The following is an 18,108-nucleotide window of genomic DNA, read 5'->3' as shown; positions in this document are numbered from 1 at the left end:
TTTACGAATCCTTTTAGTCGTCTAAGCCAGTTCTTTTCTTTATAATAGAAGAAAAGGAGTGGATGATGATGCAAACAGCACAAGAAAAATTTTTTGATTTCGTAAAACAAAGTGTTCTACCTGGAAAAGAAAAAGCGGCAGAAGAAGTATTGGCTAAAAGTTTTGCTGATATCGATGCTGCTAACTATGATGATCAGAAAGCCGCGCAGCTCAAACAAGAATTACTGCCACTGATCGAACCCGAGCGTCAACCTGAGATCACCCTCGTGCTGGAACAATTTAAAGATACCTTATAGTCGATCAGTGTGATTCGATTAGCTTTGACCGAAAAAAATCCCGCCAACGTTGTGCGTTGACGGGATTTTTATTTCGTTCAACCGCCCTAACTTAGCGGGCGATTAATTTAAATTGCTCGATTTTTAAATGATCTGGTTGATTTTCAGGTAACGTTCCTTCAATCTCGCCATAGACTTGCTGGCCATTTTCTTTCCGGCGCAATTGGTAAACGATCTTACCGCTGTTTTCCAATTCCCGCAGCATCTCGGTCACACCGCCAAAACCGGTCTTTTTCGTGATGAACCCTGCAAACACCATTTGTTCATCCAAATAGCGCGCGGAAACGACTGTGCCTGGCACGATTTTTTGGCGCAAGCTTTGCGCTAACTCTTCTAAACCTGCTGGTACAGTTTCGATTTCCTTTACAGCTACTGCAGGCTCGCTCACCAGTTCAGCTGCACGTTGACGTAACTCGGTCAACTCTTCTAACAGCCCTTCATATTGTTCTTTAGTCAACATCACGCCAGCGATTTTTTCACGATTAAAGATATAGACACCCGTTCCTGCTTGACGAGCTTGTTCAAAGACCGTCATCGGGGATTTTTTGACTTCTGTAATCGAAGAAGTCGGTACTTCTAGTTTTTTCAACTCCACGTCAGCTTCGTCCCTTTCTTTTCACTCATTATAGCATATCCGCGGCAAGCAAAAAATGTCTTGCTCTTGGATTAATTGCCATAAAAAGATAAACAGCTCAGCTAGTGAGATGTCTTTGAAATGAAAGATCGGGATCGCAGCAGGTGGTGTTTCATAATGGTCTTCAATGATCGCCACATCTAATCGCGGCGGCAATGGCTCCCCCGCTTTAAATAAAATGATCTCGATTTTGCCAACTAACCCAAAGGCATGTTGCAGTTGCTGTTGGTTTCGCGCTTGTTCCGTCGCCGAACTTTTCAATGCTAAGCCCACGCGCCAACTTTTTTCGCTGAATGCATGAGGCAAGATTTTTTCGATCAAATCAAATAAAATCGCTTGAAACAATTCGTTTTCTGATTGAACGACTAATCTTAATTGTTGCAACTCTTGGCTCAACTGTTTCGTAAAACGCGGCGCTTGCGACTGACTTCGGTAAACAGCCAATCGGACATAAGCTAATGGCAGCTCCGTTTCAATCGCTAACAATAATTTAAAACACATCCGCTGGCAAGCAGCTTGTTGGTGGTGAGAAAATGTAAAGTAGCGCTTTAAGACCGCCATCAATCGGACTACTTTTTGATAACACGGGCTAGCACTTTTTTGGTGTTGGGCCAATAATTGATTATGTTCTACAGCCTGCAATTGATGATCTTGATAAAAGCCGATCCGCTGGCGCATTGTGAAATCGCATTCATTTAAAAACCGAAAAAAACACGGATCATCCGCAACTTGTTCCAAATATTTTTCTGCAAAGTAAACGGGGGCTCGTTGGGCCAAAAAATATTCATATCGTTGCTTAGAAGATTTACAGCTCGTAAAATCTTTAACGTATTGGAGTCGTAATTGAAAAATCACGCGTTGATTTCCGGCTAGACAACCGGCTTTCGTATCAAGCCAGATCCCCAGTGGTTTAAAAAATCGATTCAATTCTTGCAACGGTTGTCGAATCTTTGAGTGAGCAGCCTTTTCTTTTCCCCACAAAAATTGCTCAAATAAACAAAAACGTGGGCTGTCATGTAGCAGTTGTTGATACAGTGTAGGATATTTTTCTTTATCTTGCCAAACGATCCGGTCCCCGATTTGAAATTGCAGCTGGTACGTTTGCTGCAAAAAAATCAGATCGCGTTGAAGGGTCTTACTACTATAATCAACACATCGTGCTAACTCAGCTAATGGGACTGCTTTCTTTTCTAATAAACAGACTAAATGCATCCGTCGCTGAGTCGTTTTTTCTGTAAATAATTGCCACAACATTTCATCACCCGTTCCAGTTTTCGGCAACTGTAGCACACTCCCTTTGACTTGTGGCAAGCTTATTCATTAAATAAATTAAGAAAAAAGGTATCAAGCTTTTGCAACGAACCTTTAGTAAGCAAAAATAAACGCGCAAGCGACGATTCTTCATCACTTACACGTTTAATTGCTAAACTTTTAATGTCATCGCATTGATTGCCACGATGATCGTTGAAAGCGACATCAAGACCGCGCCGACTGCTGGATTTAAAATGATCCCGATCGGAGCTAAGATCCCTGCTGCTAATGGAATCGCTAAAATATTATAGCCAGCTCCCCACCATAAGTTTTGGATCATCTTGCTCCGCGTTTTTTTCGCTAATTCAATAAATTTCAAAATATCGCTCAAATGACTGTTCGTCAACACGACATCAGCTGAATCAATCGCGATATCAGTCCCAGCACCAATTGCCATCCCGATCGAAGCACGGGCTAAAGCAGGAGCATCATTGATCCCATCACCGACCATCATGACTTTTTTTCCTTGAGCAACATAAGACTGAATGATTTTTTCTTTGCCATCTGGTAGCAGTTCACCATAATATTCCTTGATTCCTAAGTAGTCAGCCACTGCTTTAGCGGCTTCTTGGTTGTCACCGGTTGCCATCACCGGCTCGATCCCCGTTTGTTTCAATGCAGCGATAAAGTCTTTCGCATCTTCTTTGATCGTATCCCCTAATGCGAAAAAGGCGATCAGTTGGTCATCAATCAATAAAAAGGAGATCGTATTGCCTTGCACTTGATATTTTTTCAAGCGGCTAGTGTCAAAAGTCAATCCTCGTTTTTCGATTTCGCCTTGATTGACTAGAGCCACTGCTTGTTGTCCAACTTGACCGGATACCCCAACACCATTAATCGTTTTGACATCATCGGCTTGTAACCAATCGATTTTTTCGGTCTTTAAATAGTTCATGACCCCACTAGCCAGTGGATGATTTGTTTGACTTTCCAATGCTCCGATATAAGCTAACGCTTGTTCTTTCGTATAGTCAGCTGTCACAAGCTCTACACCAGTCACGGTAAATTCGCCGCGCGTCAGCGTTCCAGTTTTATCTAAAAAGATGTACTGCATTTGATTGACTTGCTCGAGAGCTTTACGATTTTTTAACAGCAAACCATTTTTAGCCGCTAATGAAGTAGATCGAGCGATGACTAAGGGAATCGCTAAACCTAATGCATGGGGACAGGCAATCACAAACACGGTGACCATTCGATCTAAGGCTTGCGGCAAATCGGCCACCAATAGCCAAACTACAAAACTCAATAGACCAGCGCCCAACGCTACATAAAACAACCACTTCGCGACTTTATCTGAAAGTGATTCTAGTTTTGACTTTTCGCTTTGGGCTTGCTTGACCATCTCCATAACTTTTGCCAAATAGCCATCTGCTCCAGTATTTGAAACTGTGATCTCCACTGTGCCACTACCATTGACCGATCCACCAATGACTGGATCTCCCATTTTTTTTGTGACACCTTTTGATTCACCGGTGACAGCTGATTCATCAACTGTCGTCGCACCTTTAGCAATCACACCATCAGTCGGCATTTTATCTCCTGCACGAACTAAAAGACGATCACCTTTTTTTACAGCTTGTAATTTTACTTGCTTTGTCGAACCATCTGCGGTTAATTGCGTCACTTCATCTGGTAAAAGTTCTGCTAATTTTTTTAACGCACTACTGGCATTGGAAACAGCATTCATCTCAATCCAGTGACCTAACAACATGATCACGATTAACGTCGCTAATTCCCAAAAGAAATCCATCACGTGAGCACTTGGATTTAATTTATTCGCCACAAAGGAATACAGACTATAAATATATGAAACCGAAATCCCCATCGCGATCAACGTCATCATCGCAGGGCTTTTCATTTGCACTTCCATCTTGGCCCCACTTAAAAAAGGTTGCCCACCATAGAAAAATAAAATCGTTGCTAAGATCAAAACAACCCATTCCGAACCGGGAAATGTGATTTGAAATGGTAGACGTAATCCCATCATGGGTGACAAAAGAATGATCGGGATCGCTAAGACCAACGATAACCAAAATTTTTGCTTGAAGTTACCCATGTGCATCGAGTGATCCATCCCACCCATCGAATCGTGATCCATGTGACTGTGGTCCATCTGACTATGATCCATCTGCTCCATTCCGTGCATTGAATGGTCCATGCTCATATGATCCATATCCTGTTCGTTGTGGTCCATATGACCGTGGCTCATTGAATCCATTGAAGAATGCTCATGGGAAGACGTGCTTCCCATGTCATTCTGAGCTGGATCTTGTTTCTTATTTGCCATCTAACAATCCCTCCAACCTTAAATTTTACTCCGATTCAAACTCAGTGAATTCAGTAAAACACTGACTGAACTAAATGCCATTGCTCCTCCGGCGATCATGGGATTCAAAAAACCTAACGCAGCAAACGGAATCCCGATCACATTGTACAAGAAAGCCCAAAATAAGTTTTGTTTGATCTTACGCAATGTTTTGTGCGACAAAGCAATACTTTTTTCCACTGATAACAAATCACTATTCATCAACGTGATATCCGCCGTTTCCATCGCAATATCCGTCCCACTGCCCATTGCAATCCCGATGTCAGCTAAGGCAAGTGCCGGTGCATCATTGATCCCATCACCTACCATGCCAACGATTTCGCCTTTTGCTTGCAATGCTTTAACCACTTGCGCTTTGTCTTCTGGTAAGACTTCGGCGACGATCTCAGCTGGACTCAAGCCAACTTGAGCACCGATGAAAGCGGCCGTTTGCGGATTATCGCCGGTCAACATTTTAACGTTGAGTTTTGTTTTCAAGCGTTTGATCGCTTCAGCCGAGCTGTCTTTGATCTGATCACTGACCGCTACAAGTGCCAGTACTTCTTGTTCATCGGCTAAAAACATCACCGTTTTGCCCGACTGTTCCAATGAATCGACTTGTGGAAAATTCTCTAACGTAAAACCACGCTTCAAAATGCCGCGACGTGATCCGACAAAATACGTTTGGTTATCTAACTTACCGGTGATCCCAAAGCCAGTCAAACTTTCAAAGTCCGTGACCGGTAATAAAGTTTCAGCCTCCCCGTAAGCAACGATTGCTTTCGCTAATGGATGTTCCGATTGATTTTCTAAACTAACTAGTCGCGCTAAATTTTTAGGGTCCTGACTTTCAAAGTCCGTGACTTGCGGCTGCCCTTTGGTGATCGTGCCAGTTTTATCTAAGACGATCGTTGTCAAATGGGCCGTTTTTTCCAGCGCGCCGCCGCCTTTGATCAAGATTCCTGATTTAGCACCTAAACCGGTACCGACCATGATCGCAGTCGGCGTCGCTAACCCTAACGCACAAGGACAAGCAATGACAAGAACGGCCACACTGTGTACGATCGCTTGTTGCCAGTCACCTGTTACAAAGCCGGTAATAAGTAACGTCAAACCGGCGATCCCTAAAACGACGGGGACAAAAACTTTTGAAATGCGGTCAGCGATTTGTTGGATCGGTGCTTTTTCACCTTGTGCTTCTTCTACTAATTTGATGATCCGAGCTAAGACCGTTTGACTGCCAACTTGAGTTGCGGTCACTTCGATACTTCCCGTCGTATTCAGCGTTCCACCATAGACTGGGTCAGTGACTTTCTTATCGATGGGCAAACTTTCACCTGTTAACATGCTTTCATCTAATGTCGTTTGTCCGCGAACGATCTCACCATCAACGGGGATCTGTTCACCTGGTCGTACGATCAAACGATCCCCAGTTTGGACTTGTTCGATGGGAATTTGAAACTCTTGACCATCCCGTAAAATAGCCGCTGTCTTAACTTGCAATGCCATCAGTTGTTTGATCGCATCACTCGTCTTGGTCTTAGCTTTTTGCTCCAAATATTTCCCCAACAAAATCAACGTGATGATCATGGCACTGCTTTCAAAATAAAGATCCGAGTTGTGAGGATTAAAAAAACCATTATAGATACTTAATAAGTAAGCCGCGCTGGTTCCCATCGCCACTAAGACATCCATATTCGGCGCTTTTGTTTTTAACGCGTGGTAAGCGCCTCGATAAAAACGTTGGCCGATCCCAAATTGAACCGGAGTCACTAACAGTAACTGAACGAGAGGTAAATGCAGGACATGGACCCAGCCCGCATTGCTCCCTAAGATCATGGCTACCATTGCTACGACAAGCGGTGTCGTTAAGATGGCACTGATGATCAAATCGCGTTTCATTTTTTGGAGGTAGCCAGCTTTTTCAGCGGCGATTTTTTGCTTGTGTTCTTCATCAAATAAGATCGCACCATAGCCGATCGACTCGACACGTTGGATCAAAAATTCAGGCGTGATCGTTGGCTCATATTCCACAGTCGCTTTTTCAGTCGCTAAATTCACATTAGCACTTTTAACTCCTGGCGTTGTCTTCAATTCTTTTTCGACTCGCGCCGAACAATTCGCACAAGTCATGCCTGTGATCACAAATGTTTCCACTGCCGCTTCCGCCATTTAGATCACCTCAGTCTCGTACCCTGCAGCACTGACCTTATCAGCGATTTCTTGCGCGGACGTCTGGGTCTCATCGAACTTGACGCTACCTTGATTTTTTTTCAAATTGACTTTGACCTTTTCAATTCCCGGCAATTCATTGATCGTTTTTTCAACTGTGGCAACACAGTGGTTACAGCTCATTCCGTTGATCGCAAATTTTTGTTTCATCATAAAACACTCCTCTTTTAAATTTGATTATTTTTGTAATACTGGATCTAACATATATTGATCGCTAATTTATAGTTGGTGGTGGGAACATTCACATTGTCCTGGGATACAATTACATTTTATCTCAGCCACGGATACTTTTTGTTCTAAACGCTCCTTGATCAATTCGACATCTTCAGCAGTCAACTCCGCCTCGTCGATCAATTCGGCGATCGTCTTGCCGATCCGCTTCGCACAAATATGCGAAAACAAATTTTCTGTCGCACTGCGAACACTTTCATCTTCTGAGATCGCAGGATGGTAAATATATTTTTTCCCAGCTTGTTCAGGGTAGATCGCTTCTTTTTTAACTAGACGACCTAATAACGTTTTGATCGTGGCCGGTTTCCAATCGATCGCTGGTTTTAAAATCTCAATGATCTCTTGAGCGGTCACCGCTTGCTTCGTCCAAATCACTCGCATGATCTCCCACTCTGAGTCACTGATCTTCACTGGCGTCATTGTTGGCATATTATTCGCCCCCTTTGTGATTACATTTGTAGATCAACTTACAAACAGAGTTTACATTTGTAATCGGAAAAGGTCAAGCGATATCCTCAAAAAAATAAAAAATGTTTTTTAGAATTGTGAAATGGACGATAAAATAAATGTTTAAGAATTTATTGTGTGCGCTTTTTCGCAAAAAAAGCAGCAGCTAAATTAATCAGCCACTGCTTACAACTATATTTTTAACTTTTAACTTTCAAACACCGCATTGCATTCAAAACAGCTAGCACTGTCACGCCTACATCAGCAAATACAGCGGCAGCCATCGAAGCAAATCCTAATGCGCCTAACGCTAACACAAAAATTTTGATTCCAATCGCAAAGACGATGTTTTGTTTTACGATCCGCATCGTCTTTCGCGCGATTTGAATGGCTAGCGGGATTTTTTCTGGCTGATCATCCATGATCACCACGTCCGCAGCTTCGATCGCAGCGTCACTACCTAATCCGCCCATTGCAATCCCAAGGTCAGCTCGAGCTAAAACAGGCGCATCATTCATACCGTCTCCGACAAACGCTACTTTTTTATCCAACGCTAATTGTTCTTCTAGATGTTTGACTTTATCAGCTGGTAATAATTCACTATACACTTGATCGATTCCGATTTTATCACTGATCGTTTTAGCGATCACTTCATTATCTCCGGTCAACATGATCGTCTGTTCGATCCCTGATTGTTTCAACGCCGTCAGAGTTTCTTTGACATTGGCCTTCAATTCGTCTGCGATCACTAAGTAGCCCGCATATGTTTCATCGATCGCGACATAAATGATCGTTCCTAACGCGGTAACTGGTTCAAATGGAATCTGACGGCTTGTTAGTAATTTAGCATTTCCAGCGACGACTTGCTGCCCCTCAACTACACCGCTCACTCCGTAACCCGCTTGCTCTTGCAGATCACTAACGGGCGCTAAAGTTTTGCCATACGCGGCAACAATCGATTGCGCGATTGGATGATTGGAATGTTGTTCCAAGCTTGCGACTAAGTGTAAAAACTTAGCTTGTTCCAATGAGGTTTCAATTTTTTGGACAGCAAAGACACCTTTAGTCAACGTGCCGGTTTTATCAAAGACCACCGTTTTGATTTTAGCCAACGTTTCAATGTAGTTACTCCCCTTGATCAAAATCCCAGCTTTACTTGCACCACCGATCCCACCAAAAAAACTTAATGGAACTGAAATCACGAGCGCGCACGGACATGAGATCACTAAAAATGTTAGTGCCCGATACAACCAATCATAAAATGGCTGACTCGTCACAAGTGGTGGGATGATTGCTAAAGCAGCTGCTAAAGCCACAACGATCGGTGTATAATAGCGCGCAAACGTCGTGATAAAATTTTCTGCTGGCGCTTTTTTGCTGCTGGCATTTTCCACTAAATCTAAAATCTTGCTGACTGTTGATTCACCAAAAACTTTTTCGACTTTGATCACCAAGCGACCACTTTGATTGATAAAACCACTCAAAATCTCTTCACCTGCTTGAACACTGCGAGGGACGGATTCTCCTGTCAATGCAGATGTATCCACTAAAGAATTGCCGTTTACGATCAAACCATCTAAAGGAACTTTTTCTCCGGGAGCTACGACGATCTCATCACCTACGCGAATTGAGTCTGGAGAAACGACGCGAACCGCTCCATCCACTAAAAGATTAGCTGAATCAGGTCGAATCGCCAACAATGAAGTGATCGATTTTTTCGAACGTTGGACCGCATAGTCTTGAAAAAATTCTCCGATCTGATAAAACAACATGACTGCCACCGCTTCTGGGTATTGCCCGATCGCAAAAGCTCCGACTGTAGCTAGTGCCATCAAAAAGTTTTCATCAAACCACTCACCATGAAATAAATTGAGGATCGCTGTCTTCAAGACATCAAAACCGATCCAAAGATAAACGACTACATACGCTACTATTTCCCACAGCGACGCTGACTTAAAAACGGTTAAGAACAACAGCGCTAAAAGTGCTGCACCGATCTGAACGATTTTTTTGCGATCTAAGCCTTCGCTTTTCGGGATCACTTCTGTTTGTAGTTCAACATCCGGCTCGAGTTTATGAACAATTTTTTTCGCTTCCGCACACACGTGGTCCATTTCTTTTTCTTCTGCTTCGATCGTTAACTTTGTCGTCATAAAATCGACTCGCGCAGATTTGACCCCTTTGATCTGTTGAATATTCCGCTCAATTTTTGCTGCGCAATTCGCACAGTCCAGTCCTGCTAAATGATAAATTTTTTCCATGACAGTCCCTTCTTTCAAATTAACACATGAATGTTTCTTCATTTATATTATATATGAATATATGTTCATGTGTCAACTAAAAAAGAAAGCTTTTTCATTCTAACTGCAAATAATTTTTTATTTGCGATTAGCTCAAAAAGTCGCTTTCAATTATTATTTAAAGATATTAACTTGATTCGAATAGCCACTCACTAGATGCTGCCGCCAACCATTGCTCGGCGATCACTTGATGACCAGCAGGTGTGGGATGTACACCGTCTAAAGTAAATTTGTCAAAGCCATAGCGAATACCTAACTGATTAAATATTCCGTCCAGTGGTACGAACAAGGTATCAAACTCCAACGCTAACTTGCGTACGATCTGGATTTTTGGATCAAGATCGCAGCGCCACGTCTTACGATCAGCTGGATACGGTAATACGAAAGGCTCGAGTAAAATAATTTTTTTCACCCGCGCTTGCTTTAACTGGTTCAAGATCTCTCGATAGTCGGCTTCAAATTTTTCAGCAGCAACTGGCGTTCCAAATTGTTTAGTCCCAACTGTGTGCCACGTGTCATTGATCCCGATCAAGATCGAAACGACATCAGGATTTAAAGCTAAGCAATCGGTTTCAAAACGCGCTTTCAGATCGCTGACTTGATTGCCGCTGATACCGCGATTAAAAAATTCGATCGCTTCGGTGGGATAGTCTTTCGTCAAAGCTCCACTGATCAAAAGTGGGTAGCCATGACCAAGTGCTCCATATTTTGTTTGCGTACGCCCCACATCCGTGATGCTGTCACCAATAAATAAAATTCGCATCGTCTCCCTCCTTTTAAACCACGAAAAAATCCCCATCTGCTTCACCTCTCTTTTATTATGACATACTCACTTGCTCGAACCAAAAGTTTGCTAACTGCTTTGATATTTTTAGCAAGTCAGCTCGCTTTGATTGCAAAAAAAATCCAACCTGACAAATTATCAGATCGGATTTTTTGAATTTACTTATGGATAGATCCGGTTTAACAAACGTGGGAATGGAATGGCTTCTCGCACATGTTCGATCCCCGTAATAAATGTGATCGTCCGTTCTAGTCCTAGTCCAAACCCAGCATGTGGCACGCTACCATATTTCCGCAAATCAAGGTACCAAGAATATTCTTCCTCATCTAAGCCAGCTGCTTTGATTTGTTCCAATAAATATTCGTAGTCAGTCGCCCGTTCTGAGCCGCCGATGATCTCACCATAACCTTCTGGCGCGATCAAATCAGCACAAATCACGACGTCGTCTCGTGTTGGATGTGGCTTCATGTAAAATGGTTTGATCGCTTTCGGATAATTCAAAATGAAAACGGGACGATCAAATGAATTTGCGATAAACGTCTCATGTGGTGAACCAAAATCATCTCCCCATTCGATATCGTCAAAATTATTTTTCTTCAATAATTCGATCGCATCATCGTAAGAAATTCGTGGATAAGGTAGTTGCGTATATTTCTTCAACAATTCTTTATCACGACCTAAAGTATCTAACGCGTAATCACAATGATCTAAGACACTTTGGACTAAGTAAGCCACATATTGTTCTTGGACCTCCAAACTTTCTTCTTGGTGCATGAACGCCATTTCGGGTTCGATCATCCAAAATTCAATCAGGTGCCGGCGAGTTTTTGATTTTTCCGCACGGAAGGTCGGACCAAATGAAAAAACTTTTCCAAAGGCCATGGCTGCGGCTTCCATATACAATTGACCACTTTGAGAGAGGTACGCTTTTTGGTCAAAGTAATTAGTCTCAAACAAATCCGTCGTTCCTTCAGGTGCTGAACCCGTCAAGATCGGTGGATCGATTTTAACAAAGCCATTGTCATTGAAAAATTCATACGTTGCTCGAATGATTTCATTGCGGATCAACATGATGGCGTGTTGTTGTGATGAACGCAACCATAAATGGCGGTGATCCATCAAAAAGTCGACGCCGTGCTCTTTAGGTGTGATAGGATAGTCATGGCTTTCCCCAACGACCTCGATACTTTGCACACCTAGTTCATAACCGAATTTTGAACGCGCATCTTCTCGGATCTCCCCGGTCACCCAAATAGAAGTTTCTTGGTGGACTTCTTTTGCAAGTTCAAATACTTCTGCGGGAACTTCGCTTTTTACCACAACGGCTTGGAAATAAGCTGTCCCATCGCGTAATTGTAAAAAGGAAATTTTTCCGCTAGAACGTTTATTGGCAACCCAAGCGCCGATTTTGACTGTTTCGCCAACATGATCTTTGGCGTCGATGATTTGAATCTGTTTCACAAGTGTCTCTCCTATCTTAAAAACTAATTTTTTTGACTCTTTTCAATAAAGCGCCGAATGCGGATCACCGCTTCTTCCAAATCTTCAAGACTAGAAGAATAGCTGAGCCGAACATTTTCTGGCGCGCCAAACCCTTCTCCAGTAACTAATGCGACTTGTTCTTGTTCCAACAAATCATTGACCCAAGTCGTCACATTAGTGTAGCCACCTAAATCCATAGCTTCTTTGATGTTCGGGAACAAATAAAAAGCGCCTTGCGGTTTTGCTAATTTGAAACCAGGCAATGCCGCGACTTCTTCATAGATCGTATTCAATCGTTTTTCAAATGCTTGACGCATCGTTTCGACAGTCGCTTGCTCACCAGTCAATGCTTCGATGGCCGCAATTTGACTGACGGCTGTGGGATTACTAGTTGATTGCGAGGCGATCGATGTCATCGCCGCGATGATTTTTTTATCACCGATCGCATAACCGATTCGCCAGCCCGTCATCGAGTACGTCTTAGACACCCCATTGATGATGACGGTCTGTTGTCTGATCGCATCTGAAAGAGACGCGATGTGATGAGCGACATTTCCGTTATAAACTAAATGATCATAAATATCATCTGCCACGATCAATAGCTCATGGGCCACTGCCCACTCACCGATCGCGCGCAATTCAGCCTCGGTATAAATCATACCAGTCGGGTTAGATGGCGAATTGATGATAATTGCTTTCGTATAGTCTGTCCGAGCGGCTTCCAATTGGTCGACTGTGACCTTATAATCGTTTTCGTGCGTCGCAGCCACAAAGACCGGTGTCCCTTGCGCAAGTTTTACTTGTTCACCATAGCTCACCCAATAAGGCGTTGGAATGATGACCTCATCCCCTTCATCGATGATCGCTTGGAACAATGCATATAATGCAAACTTTGCACCGGTACCCACCATGACATTTTCGGCTGCAACAGTGAAGCCATACGTTTCTTTAGTTGCTTGAATGATCGCTGATTTTAAGGCCGGCGTTCCACCTGAGGGAGTGTAAAAACTCACTTCTCCACTTTTGATGGCAGCAATCGCAGCTTGCTCGATATTATCTGGTGTCGTAAAATCCGGCTCCCCCACCGTTAAACTGATCACATCTAAACCAGCTGCTTTTAATGCTTTAGCTTTAGCGGCCGCAGCTAAAGTAACTGACGGCTCTAATTCAGCTGCTCTTTTTGCTAATTTCATACTTACTACACCTACCATTATAAATTTTTGATCGTCTTGACTTTCTTACCATTTGAAAAAGCCAAGAGGTAATAATTCAATTCTCCGTTTTTATTTTTCGTCGTCACTTCCCAAACGGTTTGCTTTTGGTAAATCCCTAGCGCTAACTTTTCAATTTTTTCTTGCGGTTGTCTTTCCGCTATTAATTGCCGGACATCAGCTTCTGTCAGTCCATCTTTTTGACTTAACAGCCGCAGTTTATCGCCTGTTTTAGGAATGATCACGACGATCGGTTTGTCATCGACATTTTTTCCTGTAACGGTAAAATAAGACTTTCCGCGATTGAACCAATAAAATTCATCCACCGTCTTTAAATGCGCCTGTTTTTTTGCGATCTTCACCGCTTCAGCACGCGCTTGTGTCATAGGACGACTGGCTTTGATGAACATCATGGTAGCCGCTGTGATGAATCCTAGCAAAATAATCACGGCTAACAGTAACCAATAATTCAGCTTACGTTGTCTAAACCTTCTTCTCACATTGGACTCCTTCACTAAAGTAACAAATTTTGGCCGGGCTCGTACATACTTTTTCCCACCCCGCGTGTCTCACTCATTATACCAAATAAGCCGGCAACCCTCACGAATTATCTGACATTTGTGGCGCTTGTAAAAACTCACTGGCAGAAAGTATGATCTCATGAAGTGGTTTTTCTTCAATCGGTAAATCTTTAGGCAACGATTTTTGCAAACGACTGCCGTAACTCGCGGTTAAAAAGCGCGCATCTAGTAAGATCAAGACGCCTCGATCTTGTGGTCCGCGAATCAAACGCCCGAGTGCTTGCCGCAAACGCAATGCCGTATGAGGCAATGAATCTTGGTAAAAAGGATTGAGTCCTTGGGCTTCTAAATACTGGTTGCGGGCTTTAACTAGCGGCCGTTGCGGATTTTCAAATGGTAAACGCGTTACGACCACTAACTGTAAAATCTCACCTGGTAAATCAATGCCTTCCCAAAAACTATCGGCACCAAACAAGATCCCATCTTTTGAAAGTAAAAAACGTTTCAACAATCGCTCGCGACTGCCCCCGACTCCTTGAGCTAATAATTCGCGGCCTTCTTGCAGCAATGGTCCGCGAACATTTTGATAGACGCGTTGCAAAATATCATGGGATGTGAACAACACTAAAATCGGTCGCTGCTCATGACCCGCCAGCTGACAGACGACTTCAGCTAAATAATGAGCATAATGTTCTGCTGGAGCATGTTGGATGTCTAAACTGTCACTTGGCACATACAATCGCGCTTGGTTGGCATAATCATAAGGACTTTGGATCACTTTTAGCTTAGCTTCGATCCCCCAACGTTTTGGAAAGTAATCCCGCTGACTACCAACTTTTAAGGTGCCACCAATGTACAAGATCCGTTCAAAGCGTTGATACCATTTTGTTTGAGGTAAATTATCCGCTTGGAGGTCTTGCAGCCCGAACCGCATTTTTTTTGGTTCAACGAAACGGACATAGCGTGCCGCAAATTGGTTCGTAAAATCATGAAAGGTTCGTTCGTCGACTGCTAATCGTTCTGCTAATCGTAAAAAATGCGCTAGCTGATCTTGTTCAGCCAAACTAAAGCGCGCTTGTTGTTGCTGAAAATATCGTTTGAGTTGTTCAGTAAGTGTCACTGCATCTTGGTACAACACTTCGATGCGCGAAAGTAATTCTTCTCCAGTCGACGGCAATTGATCGAACTGGTCTTTTGCTAAGATCCGTTCCGTTGTCGGCAAATCACTGATCACGTGATAAAAATCAGTTAAATCTTCAATCAGTTCTCCGGCGATCTCTTGTAATAAAGCTAACGCATGTTGACTTTGCTGATCTTTTTGAGCCAGAACTTGCCACGTTTCAAACCAAGCTTTTTCAGTCAGCTGCTGGATCATTTTTTGAAAAGCGGTCACATCGATCAGTTCCGTACTTTGACGACTCAACGTATGATTCAGATGATGCGCTTCATCGATCAATAAATACGGCGTGGTCGGCAATTCAGGAAACTCGCGTTCATCTTCTTGGGCTAAAAACGCGTGATTGGTCACGATCAAATTGCTTTGTTTCAACTGCTCATTGCGGTGGCGAATAAAATCCACTTCATAAAACGGATCATTTTTAACTAAAGTCTGCGTGCCATAATGACTGATATCATGCCAAAATGGATGATTGTAATTCGTTTGGTTTAACTCGTCGAAGTCGCCGGTCTTCGTTTCCGTCAACCAAACGAGAACGGCCATTTGATAAAAAGCATATTGTTTTTGCTCAACCGGTCGTTGCAACGTTTGATAAAAACGCGCTAAGTTGATATAGTGGCGGCTACTTTTTAATACGACGCCTTGTAAGGGCTGCTCCATCAACTGATTTAAAAGTGGCAAATCGTGGATCATGATCTGTTCTTGTAAAACTAAGGACGCGGTGCTAACGACTAATGGTTTTTCTGGTGTCGCAAAAAAACAAGCTGGCAATAAATAGCCCAGCGTTTTACCGATCCCTGTCGCAGCTTCGATCAAAAGATTTTTTTCGGTCGATTGCTGAAAAAAATCATACACGAGATTCATCAACCGTGCTTGCTCTTTACGAAACTCTAATCGACCTTGATATAGTTTGACTTTATTTTTTTTTGCTCGCGGATAGGCCGGTTGATAATAATTTTCTTCAAATAGTGGAACTGCTTTTTTTTGTAACGCTAGCCCATTTACGATCTGTAACTCTGGCGCCAATTCTTGCGGCTGTTCGCGCAGTTCAGTCAACACTTCTTCGATAAATGTTTGCGTTTGAAAGGCCAAGTGTTCACCGCGCGCAGCGATTGCTTCTAAGGTGACAAACGGCAACCGTTTCATCTTGTCTTTTAACCGCAACAATAATTGGGCAGTCACTTCCGCATCACTGTCCGCTTGATGAGGATTTTCGTGAGTCAAGGCCAGCTCTTGGGCTAAATATCCTAGCCGAAAGCTCAATGACGTGGGCAAAAAGATCTGAGATAATTCTACCGTGTCAATGCCAGGTATCTCCAGTTCTGGTAAACCACAACGTTTCAGCTCGTGATTTAAGAAGGGATAATCAAAATAAATATTATGGGCAACAAAGACCGTATCCGTCAGCAAATTATAGATCGTTAGAGCCACATCTTCAAAATATGGCGCTTCTTTGACTCGCTTATTGGTAATGCCGGTCAAGGTGCGGATCTGATTAGGAATCTGACGGTCAGGATTGATATCGATGGACAGCCGTGAGACGATCGCGTCGTCTTCGATCAAAACACAACCAAACTGAATGATCCGATCACTTTTCGGATCAGTCCCCGTCGTTTCGATATCTACTACCGCATAAGTCTTCTTCATGACGCTGACGCTCCTTTTTCTGTACACTCTAACTGCCATCTTAACATGTTTTAGCTAAAAATAAAAAACCAGCAAATCTGCTGGTTTAAAACATCATGCGTAAAAAAGCTAATATATATCGAATTAAGCGATACAAGATAAACAGTAAAAATAAATTTCCAAAAATCAGACTTGCTGCGTTTCCCGCACTGTTTTTAAGATTGCTCCACGTAAAACGCCGTAAAAATTTTGGCAACCGACTATAGCCATTACGTGACAAACGAAACTTTTCTTCGTACGTCAACGCTAATAAATCATAATAAACAATTTGAAGCGGCTGGCGGGCAAATTGATTTTTAGCAAACCCGACTAATAATGTGTACTGTTTATTTTGAGATGGCAAATTACGAGCACCCTTTTTAGCTATCCGAATCACCTGACCAGTTGTTTTAATATTATACGTATACTCCGCTTCTTCAACTGATTGAATGGATAGCTGTGGTTCGTTTTCAACTAAAAAAGCTTGATAGACTTCCGGAAATTTTTGCCGCTGGACGAACCAATAGCCAGTGACTACAGCGATAATGAGGATCAATATTCCATTTAGCAAAAGCAGCTCTTTCATAAAAAAAGTATATGCAACAAAAATAGCTAAAGCAACTAAACCTAGTATGATTCGCTTCATGTAATAACGATCATACATTTGTTGAATGGTTCGCTGATAATAGTCAAAGTCATTTTGTGCAGTCGCCATCGTCTCACCCTTTCTAAAAATCATCTCTTCATTATAATGAAAGCAAAAGAGAAATTCAAAAAATTGATTCCCTCAATAATTATTTCAAACTTATAAAAAAGGGAAATGCCGAAACATTTCCCTTAAGTAATCCAAACTGTTTAACGTCTATTGATATTGTCATTGTTTACCTCGTCCCCCTCGCTTACTATCGTTTATTTAAAATAATCTTTCCAAACGAAACAACAGCGATGACCACACCCAATCCAATCAATGAAAGAATCTCAGAAGTTCGTTTACTTTCTCCAGTTTTCGGATATCTTACATTAGACTTTACTGGAGTATTGGAATTTATTTGTCCAAGAGATTTATTTTTTGAATTACTTGGTTTTTCAATTGAAAGAGCTTGAGACTTCGAAGTTGGTTGTATACTGGAGCCATGATTTAAATTAACGATGTCTCCAGAACTATTAGGGTAGCGTATAATCGTACTTTGCTCCGTTTGACTAGAAGGTTCAGGCAAAACAGCTGCTTTTGTGTAAATATAGGTTATCGTTTGAGCCTTATCCTTGAAGATGCCCGTCTTATCCCCTTTTATTTCTTTTAGTGCGTAGCCTGGAATTGTTTTTTGTTCGGTCGTATAGGGATCGCCGACGTTCCCATTCTTAACTACATTTGGAGCAATCGGATCACCTTCCGTATTTTGATAACTTGCAGTTACACTTGCTGTTTGCACTGGATCTTTCGTGTAAATATACGTTACTGTTTGGGGATCAGCG

15 protein-coding genes are annotated in these 18,108 nt (G+C 42.5%); 1 reads left to right on the top strand and 14 read right to left on the bottom strand.

What is annotated here, in order from left to right; genetic code table 11:
• Positions 1-68 precede the first annotated feature (68 nt).
• Complete coding sequence (locus GVJ38_RS08620) at positions 69-296, top strand: hypothetical protein (RefSeq protein WP_159722750.1); 228 nt, start codon at positions 69-71, stop codon at positions 294-296.
• 91 nt (positions 297-387) lie between these two features.
• Here the strand turns inward: GVJ38_RS08620 and GVJ38_RS08615 are convergent, their stop codons facing one another.
• The 14 genes from GVJ38_RS08615 to GVJ38_RS08550 all read right to left on the bottom strand — a co-directional run.
• Positions 388-930: a type II toxin-antitoxin system Phd/YefM family antitoxin gene (locus tag GVJ38_RS08615; RefSeq protein ID WP_159722749.1), complete on the bottom strand. Its 543-nt coding sequence runs from the start codon at positions 928-930 to the stop codon at positions 388-390.
• A 21-nt stretch (positions 931-951) separates the two neighbouring features.
• Positions 952-2,250, bottom strand: a complete 1,299-nt coding sequence (locus GVJ38_RS08610; protein WP_159722748.1) for a hypothetical protein — start codon at positions 2,248-2,250, stop codon at positions 952-954.
• Between the two features lie 142 nt (positions 2,251-2,392).
• Positions 2,393-4,567 (bottom strand): heavy metal translocating P-type ATPase, encoded by a 2,175-nt coding sequence (locus GVJ38_RS08605; protein ID WP_442896032.1) that lies wholly within the window; start codon positions 4,565-4,567, stop codon positions 2,393-2,395.
• 18 nt (positions 4,568-4,585) lie between these two features.
• Positions 4,586-6,757, bottom strand: a complete 2,172-nt coding sequence (locus GVJ38_RS08600) for a heavy metal translocating P-type ATPase (RefSeq protein WP_159722747.1) — start codon at positions 6,755-6,757, stop codon at positions 4,586-4,588.
• Positions 6,758-6,967, bottom strand: a complete 210-nt coding sequence (copZ, locus tag GVJ38_RS08595; RefSeq protein WP_159722746.1) for a copper chaperone CopZ — start codon at positions 6,965-6,967, stop codon at positions 6,758-6,760. It abuts the gene before it with no gap.
• 69 nt (positions 6,968-7,036) lie between these two features.
• Complete coding sequence (locus GVJ38_RS08590; protein WP_159722745.1) at positions 7,037-7,477, bottom strand: CopY/TcrY family copper transport repressor; 441 nt, start codon at positions 7,475-7,477, stop codon at positions 7,037-7,039.
• 218 nt (positions 7,478-7,695) lie between these two features.
• Positions 7,696-9,756: a heavy metal translocating P-type ATPase gene (locus GVJ38_RS08585; RefSeq protein ID WP_159722744.1), complete on the bottom strand. Its 2,061-nt coding sequence runs from the start codon at positions 9,754-9,756 to the stop codon at positions 7,696-7,698.
• Between the two features lie 166 nt (positions 9,757-9,922).
• Positions 9,923-10,558, bottom strand: coding sequence for an SGNH/GDSL hydrolase family protein (locus GVJ38_RS08580; protein ID WP_159722743.1), 636 nt, complete (start codon positions 10,556-10,558; stop codon positions 9,923-9,925).
• A gap of 183 nt (positions 10,559-10,741) precedes the next feature.
• On the bottom strand, positions 10,742-12,040 hold the full coding sequence (gene asnS / locus GVJ38_RS08575; protein ID WP_159722742.1) for an asparagine--tRNA ligase: 1,299 nt from the start codon (positions 12,038-12,040) through the stop codon (positions 10,742-10,744).
• Positions 12,041-12,063: 23 nt separating this feature from the next.
• On the bottom strand, positions 12,064-13,254 hold the full coding sequence (locus GVJ38_RS08570; RefSeq protein ID WP_159722741.1) for a pyridoxal phosphate-dependent aminotransferase: 1,191 nt from the start codon (positions 13,252-13,254) through the stop codon (positions 12,064-12,066).
• Between the two features lie 17 nt (positions 13,255-13,271).
• On the bottom strand, positions 13,272-13,772 hold the full coding sequence (locus GVJ38_RS08565; protein WP_235032852.1) for a cell wall elongation regulator TseB-like domain-containing protein: 501 nt from the start codon (positions 13,770-13,772) through the stop codon (positions 13,272-13,274).
• A gap of 100 nt (positions 13,773-13,872) precedes the next feature.
• Positions 13,873-16,617 (bottom strand): helicase C-terminal domain-containing protein, encoded by a 2,745-nt coding sequence (locus GVJ38_RS08560; RefSeq protein ID WP_159722740.1) that lies wholly within the window; start codon positions 16,615-16,617, stop codon positions 13,873-13,875.
• An 85-nt stretch (positions 16,618-16,702) separates the two neighbouring features.
• The gene (locus GVJ38_RS08555; protein ID WP_159722739.1) at positions 16,703-17,350 is read right to left on the bottom strand and encodes a hypothetical protein; all 648 of its coding nucleotides are present in this window, start codon (positions 17,348-17,350) and stop codon (positions 16,703-16,705) included.
• 187 nt (positions 17,351-17,537) lie between these two features.
• Positions 17,538-18,108 (bottom strand): MucBP domain-containing protein (locus GVJ38_RS08550; RefSeq protein WP_200849481.1); only part of this gene is annotated, 571 nt, incomplete at its 5' end.

It is taken from the genome of Enterococcus sp. CSURQ0835 (assembly GCF_902706605.1).
Taxonomy (GTDB): Bacteria; Bacillota; Bacilli; order Lactobacillales; family Enterococcaceae; genus Enterococcus_A.
This window is presented reverse-complemented; position numbering and strand designations above follow the sequence as displayed.